The 7,808-nt window shown below is 36.6% G+C and carries 8 protein-coding genes; 6 read left to right on the top strand and 2 right to left on the bottom strand.

Annotation, left to right across the window (positions count from 1 at the left end; all coding sequences use genetic code 11):
• The coding region (locus tag VNZ46_RS12370) for an ROK family protein (protein WP_325560440.1) at positions 1–1,123 on the top strand (1,123 nt) is incomplete at its 5' end.
• A gap of 122 nt (positions 1,124–1,245) precedes the next feature.
• Here the strand turns inward: VNZ46_RS12370 and VNZ46_RS12365 are convergent.
• Both VNZ46_RS12365 and VNZ46_RS12360 read right to left on the bottom strand, forming a co-directional pair.
• Positions 1,246–2,433: an outer membrane beta-barrel family protein gene (locus VNZ46_RS12365; RefSeq protein ID WP_325560441.1), complete on the bottom strand. Its 1,188-nt coding sequence runs from the start codon at positions 2,431–2,433 to the stop codon at positions 1,246–1,248.
• A gap of 32 nt (positions 2,434–2,465) precedes the next feature.
• Complete coding sequence (locus VNZ46_RS12360) at positions 2,466–3,683, bottom strand: carboxypeptidase regulatory-like domain-containing protein (RefSeq protein WP_325560439.1); 1,218 nt, start codon at positions 3,681–3,683, stop codon at positions 2,466–2,468.
• A gap of 275 nt (positions 3,684–3,958) precedes the next feature.
• Here VNZ46_RS12360 and VNZ46_RS12355 point away from each other — a divergent pair, with 275 nt between their 5' ends.
• From VNZ46_RS12355 to VNZ46_RS12335, 5 genes are all read left to right on the top strand, one after another.
• Positions 3,959–4,975 (top strand): sensor histidine kinase, encoded by a 1,017-nt coding sequence (locus tag VNZ46_RS12355; RefSeq protein ID WP_325560438.1) that lies wholly within the window; start codon positions 3,959–3,961, stop codon positions 4,973–4,975.
• Entirely contained in the window at positions 4,975–5,691 is a 717-nt protein-coding gene (locus VNZ46_RS12350) for a LytTR family DNA-binding domain-containing protein (RefSeq protein WP_325560437.1), read from the top strand. The genes VNZ46_RS12355 and VNZ46_RS12350 overlap by 1 nt, the downstream gene beginning before the upstream one ends.
• Before the next feature lie 36 nt (positions 5,692–5,727).
• Positions 5,728–6,069: a hypothetical protein gene (locus tag VNZ46_RS12345; RefSeq protein ID WP_325560436.1), complete on the top strand. Its 342-nt coding sequence runs from the start codon at positions 5,728–5,730 to the stop codon at positions 6,067–6,069.
• Positions 6,070–6,135: 66 nt separating this feature from the next.
• Positions 6,136–6,288 (top strand): lmo0937 family membrane protein, encoded by a 153-nt coding sequence (locus VNZ46_RS12340; RefSeq protein ID WP_108552824.1) that lies wholly within the window; start codon positions 6,136–6,138, stop codon positions 6,286–6,288.
• A 156-nt stretch (positions 6,289–6,444) separates the two neighbouring features.
• Positions 6,445–7,808, top strand: a 1,364-nt coding sequence (locus tag VNZ46_RS12335) for a hypothetical protein (protein ID WP_325560435.1), incomplete at its 3' end; no start/stop codon positions are given.

Raw genomic sequence — 7,808 nt, 5'->3', positions numbered from 1 at the left:
TATGAGTACACCCAGTATATTGAAACTCTTGACTGCTTTAATTGACGAAGGTTGGATAGAAAAGAAGGGTTATGGAATATCTATTGGCGGCCGAAGGCCTGATCTTTATTGCCTAATGGATAAAAAGATCCAGATTCTCTGCATTGATATCGAACTATTTCACACCAAAATAGCCATTATAGACAACAACTATAACTTTGTGCTTGATGTTAAAACTATTCTACTACCCATTTCAAAAAGCAGGATTGATTTTTTTAATATTCTAAACACCCACATTCAGAATATCTTAAAATCTGCGGACATCAATAACCAACAATTGATTGGCTGTAGCGTAGGTATGCCTGGTTTAATTGATGCTGAAAGGGGCGAAAACTACAGTTATTTTTTAAGTAATGGAGAAAATGTTTCTCTAACTGCCGCATTTGAAAAGATGCTGAATTTACCTGTAGTGATACAAAATGATGTGAATGGTTCATCAATGGCAGAATTTATGCATGGAATGGCCAAGGGTAAACAAAATGTGCTGGTCTTGTTAATGGACTGGGGAGTGGGCCTGGGTATCATTATGGATGGCAAATTGAGGCAAGGTACCTGTGGTTTCTCCGGAGAACTGGGTCATATCTCCTTTGTGGAAAACGGCGCATTGTGTTATTGTGGCAAACATGGTTGTTTAGAAACCATTGCATCAGGAAATGCGCTATCAGAAATGGCTAAGGAAGGTATTTTATCAGGCAAAAACTCTATGCTTAACAATCTCTCTAATGAAGAATTGGAAAGAATTGAACCAGCCGTTATTATTAAAGCGGCCAACAAAGGCGACCAATATGCCATCCAGTTATTATCAAATGTGGGCACTAATATGGGGAAAGGGATATCGATGCTGATCCAGCTATTTAACCCTGAACTAATTATTTTAAGCGGTAAAATCGCTGAAGCCAAGCAATACATTACGCTACCTATGCAACAGGCCATAAATATGTATTGCATGACTCAAATTAGAGAAAAAACAACTATTGTTTCTTCTGAACTTGGCGAAAACTCAAGACTTTTAGGTTATACGACATCTGGCATTGATCAGTTTTTAGAAGCCTATATCAAGAAAGTCAAAAAGCTGAAAAAGTGATATTTTAAATGACTCAAGTTGCCCTAATTTGTGTTTAACTTGATTAATGTATTGCATAGAAGGCCTAATAAAATATTTTATGTTATTCAACACATATAATGAATACACATACTGTTTGCTGGTCACATCCTGCTCTTTTCTTCGTCAAGTGTGTGATTTGTGTATTTGCTTTTCCGCTTAAACACCTCCTTACCAAAGCGATAGGTTAAAGCAATACCTATGCGCCGGGTGTCAGACTCACTGATTTGAAATGAATAGGCCCGAGCTAGTCCTACAGAACGGTTTTCATAAACCCATGAATGAAAAATGTCATCCATATTAATCCTGATACTTCCTTTGTCTTTCCATATCTTCTTTTGAATTCCTGCATTTACTTTGTACATTCCAGAAGTAAAGGTTTGCCCATTTAGATCTCTGCTGGCATAATAGCAGTTAAGTTCAGCGCTCCAGCCTTTTTTAAACTGAAATTGATTGTATCCACCGATCCTTGCCACATAGGTACTCGGATTTAATTTTTGTCCATAAGCCATCCCATTTAATCCCATTTTAGAAAATTGAAGTTCTAAATTGAGATTCCACCAATCTTTTGGCATTAATGATATGCTGTTATTAAGCAGCAACATGTAACCAAAAGCTACGTTTTCAGGTTTCTTGATAAAAACATTATCAACCACCTTTGTGGTTTGGAAAATTACATCCGTAAATCTATTATAGCTCAAACCCACTCTAAGCAATTGTTTGTATTGATATTTAAGCTCGTAACGGAACTGATATTGAGGTGTTAATTCCGAATTGCCTATCGTGTATGAATACCTGTCTCTAAAGAATAGAAATGGGTTTAGGTATTGGTAGTTGGGCCTGTTTATTCTCTTACTAATACTAAAGTTTAGTGTGTTTCGGCCAACTGTGTCAAATTTGTAGTTTAGAAACAAGGTAGGAAAAACCTGGGTATAGTTTTTACTAAATTGACTTTGTTGTACGATTTCATTTCCTAACTGCTGGCCTTTGGATTGAGTGTTTTCCAAGCGTAATCCTAACTGAACAGAGAGATATTCCCATCCTTTTTGAGCATTAATATAAGCGGAGTTTATGTTTTCTCGGAATTTAAAGTGGTTTGATTTACCATTATCAATAACTTGTCCATGATCAGTAATGTTATAATAACCGGAGTTGTTATCGTTAATTACAAAGCTTGACTTAAATCCAGCTTCGAAACGTGCATTGTTTTTTAAGGTTTGCACATAATCTGCTTTAGCAGTATATATGTTTATTTTAGATGGTAAATAGTAAAGAAATTCATCGTTGCTGATTGGTGTTCCATCTGATTGATACAGCTTGTTTATTAATGATTGATGCCGGTACTTCGATAACTTAAGTAGTTTATATCAGCAGATAGTTCTTTTCCTGTTTTCCCGAATTTATGCAGAAAATTGATGTTTGCGCCCAGGTTGGTTCTGTTGTTATCTCCGATGGTATTCCCTTTGCCTATATTATCTAATTGCCCGGCGATGTAATTATCACTGTAGTAATTAAGAAGTTCAATGTTTTTATTGTCGTTTAAATTTACCTGAAAACCATAGGTTGTGTTGGTAGTGGCCACATAATCTAGTCCAAGATTTGTGTTTAATCCTTCGCTTTTAGATTTTTGCTTGTTCAGCAAAGAGACTGTTGATGTTGGTCCATTATTGACATCAAAAAAGTTTCTGGTGAAATTGTCGTCACTGTAGTTTTTCTCGTAGCTATAGCCCATACTACCAAATAGATTAATCTTTTTATAGTTATAGTTCAGGTTTAAAGAATTGTTGCTCCTTCCATATTTTCCTTGCGAATAACCAGTAGCAATGCTTCCTACAAAGCCGCCTATTTTATTTTTCTTCAATTTGATATTGATGATTCCATTTCCAGAAGCATCATAACGGGCGGGAGGATTATCCATCAGTTCTATTTTATCTAAAAAAGAGCCGGGAAGTGATTTTAAATAAAGGGAAAGATCCTGTCCCGACATGTAAGTTGGACGCCCATCAATCAATACCATGACTCCGGACCGGCCATTTAATGTGATGTCGCCACCAGCATTTATGACAACACCAGGAGTTTTTTCGAGTACTTCTAAGGTATTACTGCTTGCACTGCTAATCATGGCATCAACATTCACTACTGTCTTGTCTATTTCCATTTGAATTAATGGTCGCTTTGCTTTTATAACTACTTCGTTAAGCTCTGTACTTTTAGACGGAAATAGGATGATCATGGGAAGGTCAATACCTTTACCGTAAATAATATGTAAGGGGGCCGAATTGAACTCTTTCTTACCTACGGCTGTTATTTTTAATATGTAAACACCTATATCAACATTGATGAACTGAAACTTTCCATCGCCATCTGTCATTTTTGTGACAACAACTGCAGTATCTGTTGTTTTAAGTAAGCGTACTGTGGCACCAATAATGGCTTCATTTTTTGAATCCTTTACAGTTGAAGAAATGACTCCCGGTTTTACTTGTGCGAAAGAAGTAAAGGAGACTAACAAGGCGAAAAAGAAAATGAGATCTGGTTTCACTACCATTGGTTTTAAATCGGTCAGGTTGTTGATGGATCAAATATTCGTTGTTCGTGCTCGCTCTGAAAAATAATATGTTGTAACTTGGCTATCCGTTGACGGAAAGCTATTTGGGGGTGTTAAAGAGTTATGTACCCAATTATTGCGGTTCGGTCAATGATTCTGACCGGTTCGTCAGTAAATATTTATCGATCAAAAGAACTTTTCCAAATTCGTTGCTTATGAGCGATACAAGGAATATCAGAAATACTGTAGAGGACATAAAATTTAAATCATTGATTGGCTTCTTTGGTCAGCCGCTTTATATATTCTTATCTCTTATTGTTTCCATTCCAATCTATTTAGTGATCGAATCTTATGTTAAGTCTATTCAGGTACCTGAAGACGAAGCTGCAGCTTTCGCGGGAACGGTATTCTTTTTTCTAGGCCTTTTTACAGGTAGATATATTGTACAAATTTGGTCTGCACGTCTAAAAATCCTTCCTAAAACAATATCACTAGGGTTGTGTATCTCCATTGTTGTTTGTGTGGCATGGTTATTTTTTCATGCCGATTTTCCACTGCACGGAAGGGTCGCTATTAATTTACTACTATCATGGGTTCCATTTGTATTGATTAGCTTGGCACTAGGTGCATTAATCAAGATCGTTCATGATGTTTCGGAGAATCAATTGAAAGAGGCTAAAAAAATGGCTGCGCATAGTAAAACTGAATTGCATTTGTTACAATCACAACTGAGTCCTCATTTTTTATTTAATACCCTAAATAACATGTATGGGCTTTCAATTACGGATCATGAGAAAATACCTGCACTTCTATTGAAACTATCTGAGCTGTTGCGCTATTCAGTTTATGATGCTACAGAAATATATGTACCATTAAAGGATGAGATAGCCTACATCAATAATTATATTGAGTTTGAAAAGATAAGAATTGGCGACAGACTCGTATTAACGACAGACATGGAAGAAGTAATTGTGCCCGAGATAAAGATAGCTCCAATGTTGTTGATTGTATTTATTGAGAATGCCTTTAAGCACTCTAAAAACTCAATTGACGAAAAGATATATATCGATATTAAATTAAAAACCTGGGGTAATTCTATCCTCTTTTCTGTTAAAAACTCTTACGGAAAAGAGGAAAATGAGACGAGCATCGTTAATAGAAGCAGTGGATTTGGCTTAGATAATGTGACTAAAAGATTAAGCTTGCTTTACCCCACCGAGCATGAATTAAACATTAAAAAGGATAATTCTTTTTACAATGTTACTTTACAACTTAAAATGAGGTAATGAACCAAATAAGCTGCCTTATTGTTGACGACGAACCGATTGCAAGAGACATCATAAAGAGTTATTGCAGCCATTTAGATTATCTGAATGTTGTAGCTTCTTGCGGGAATGCGCTTGAAGCGAAATCTGTATTACAACACCAAAAGATTGATCTTCTTTTTTTGGATATAAATATGCCTATAATGGACGGAATTTCATTTGTGAAAACACTGAAAGGTCAGCCTCAGGTGATATTCACAACTGCTTACAAAGAATATGCTATTGATGCTTTTGATTTGGCAGCCTGCGATTATTTATTAAAACCTTTCTCTTTTGATCGTTTTATTATTGCTGTAGATAAAGCACTCGAGAAACTTGAGCCTAAAGGAGTCATGCAGGCAAGTGAAGCAACTGGCTCGATTGCAGAGGATTTCATATTCATTAAAACAGATGGAAAGATTTATAAAGTGAGATATAATGAACTATTGTATGCCGAAGCACAAGGAAACTACACCAAAATAATAACCTCCAGCAATTCGCTATTGCCTAAAATGCCTTTTTCCAGCTTTGAAGAATTGCTACCTAAGTCTCTTTTTTTAAGAACTCATCGTTCATTTATTATTAACAAATCTAAAATTGGCCATATAGAAGGCAATCGCATCTTTATTAACCATAATGAAATACCTATTGGAAGTAATTACAAAGAGCTATTATTCAAAGATCTTGGTTTTTCTTAAATCTGCGGGACATTATCAGCTAAATTTGCGGGCAATATGAACTTCAATGAAGAACAAATAAAGAGTTTTAACCGACTAAGCGGAAGCTTCGTTAGCAGTAATAAGTACCTAAGTCAGGCAGCAACTGATCACGAAAGACTCATCACGCTGAATCACGCCAGTCAATTGGTCTTTAATTTCGATTATTTAACTGAGGCCTATCAGAAGAAATTTATTATAAACAATTTTGAATTGTATTGCACTTCCTTGTTTATAGCTATCAAGCCTAGAATTCTTACTTTTCTTAAAAACGAAGGACTTACAGGTTATACTTTTAACAGTATCTATATTCTCGGTCAGTTAAGAGTTGAACGATTTGAAAAGGTTTCCCTTAGGTAACAATCGTCATCTTCTCTAAACTATTTAAGCTAGTTTATGTTCATTAATCAAACTAAAACTAATTTTATGGGAAATCTACTTTATGTCGTCGCAGTTATTTTGGTTATTATCTGGGCAATCAGCTTTTTAGGAGGCTATTATACCGGGGGAATAATCCATGTACTTTTGGTTATTGCTGTTATAGCAATTCTTCTTAAACTGATTAACAGAAGTACCTAATAATATATTAAAAGGCCTTATAAAATTATAAGGCCTTTTAATATATTATTACAATCCAACCCACATTGTCTATTAAAAGCTTCTCAAAGACAGAATCAATTAACGCAAACGTTTGTTCAGGAAATTTCCATCTAAATCCATTATTATTATGCTCAAATGGAAAATTCGAAAAAACACATTCTTTCTGTCCTGGTTTTTATAGCTGTTTCTCTGCACACTTGTTCTTCTTCTATGGCACAAGTCTATTATGCGGGTAAAAGACCAGACAAGGCCAACATATCGGCGGTTAACAATGTACTAAGCAACAATATTCTTGAAATGAGTATAAGTCTGGTAAATGATCGGATAAATAAGATCTCCTTTAGAGATAAAGTTTTATCTAAACGCACAGATTTAAAGGATACCTGCTTATTCGAACTGAAACTTAATAACGGAAAAACATTATATGCTTCCGATTTTCACATCACAAGCAAAAATAATGGAGATGTCTCTGCAAACCCTAATGCAATAAAGATGCTGGACAGATTATCCGGGAAGCAACTGGTCTATCAAATGTCAGATGAATCAGGAAACATTAAGATAACCTGGAGCATTTCTCTGCACAACGACTGCAATTTCATACAACAAAACTTCAATGTCAACGATTCTAAGCAGCTGGTGACCAATCTCACCTTGGTAAATATCCCTAAAGTATACCAGCCTGAACTTTCCGGAAAAGTTGATGGTTCGCCAGTACTTTGCGGGCCATTTTTCTTTGCCCTTGAACATCCGATGGCACAGAGCCAAGTCAGCTCAACCGGAATCAAGACTAGCCTTGCAGCTTCAGCTGCACTCCATAAAGCAGATGGATTTGAGGTTAGCGTAGCCTGGGGAACCACCCCTGCGGAACAACTCCGCAGGGGCTTTCTTTACTATCTCGAGAAAGTGAGGGCAGTACCCTACCGGGCCTTTCCTCATTACAACTCCTGGTATGATGTTGGTTACGATCGCAAAGAAATCACGGAGGGAAATGCAATGGACCGTATCAAAACATTTGGAGACAGTCTGGTACTGAAACGTAAGACAAAAATTAGTGCCTTTTTATGGGACAGTGGCTGGGATGATTACAACAGACTTTGGTACTTCAGCAATCAATTACCAAATGGGTTCAAACATATGGACTCACTGGCAAAAAAATACAATTCAAATATGGGTGTTTGGGTATCGCCATGGGGCGGGTATGGTGATGAACAAACTAGTCGCTTGGCCAGTATTAAGACCTTGAACCTGCCATTCAAACCTAACGACAATGGCCTGAGCCTTGCAGATAAAAATTATTTTACTTATTTTAAAAAACTCACTGAAGGTTTTGTTAAGGATCAGGGCGTGGTCAGCTTTAAGTTTGATGGCGTAGGCGCCGGGAACGGGGCGGCCGGAGCCGGAGAAAAATACGCTAAAGATTTGGAAGCTTTCCTTCGTGTAATTATTGATCTCCGGGAGATTAAACCAGACCTCTATTTTAACCTAACCGTTGGCACCTG

This window comes from Pedobacter sp. (genome assembly GCF_035566355.1).
Taxonomy (GTDB): domain Bacteria; phylum Bacteroidota; class Bacteroidia; order Sphingobacteriales; family Sphingobacteriaceae; genus Pedobacter.
This window is presented reverse-complemented; position numbering and strand designations above follow the sequence as displayed.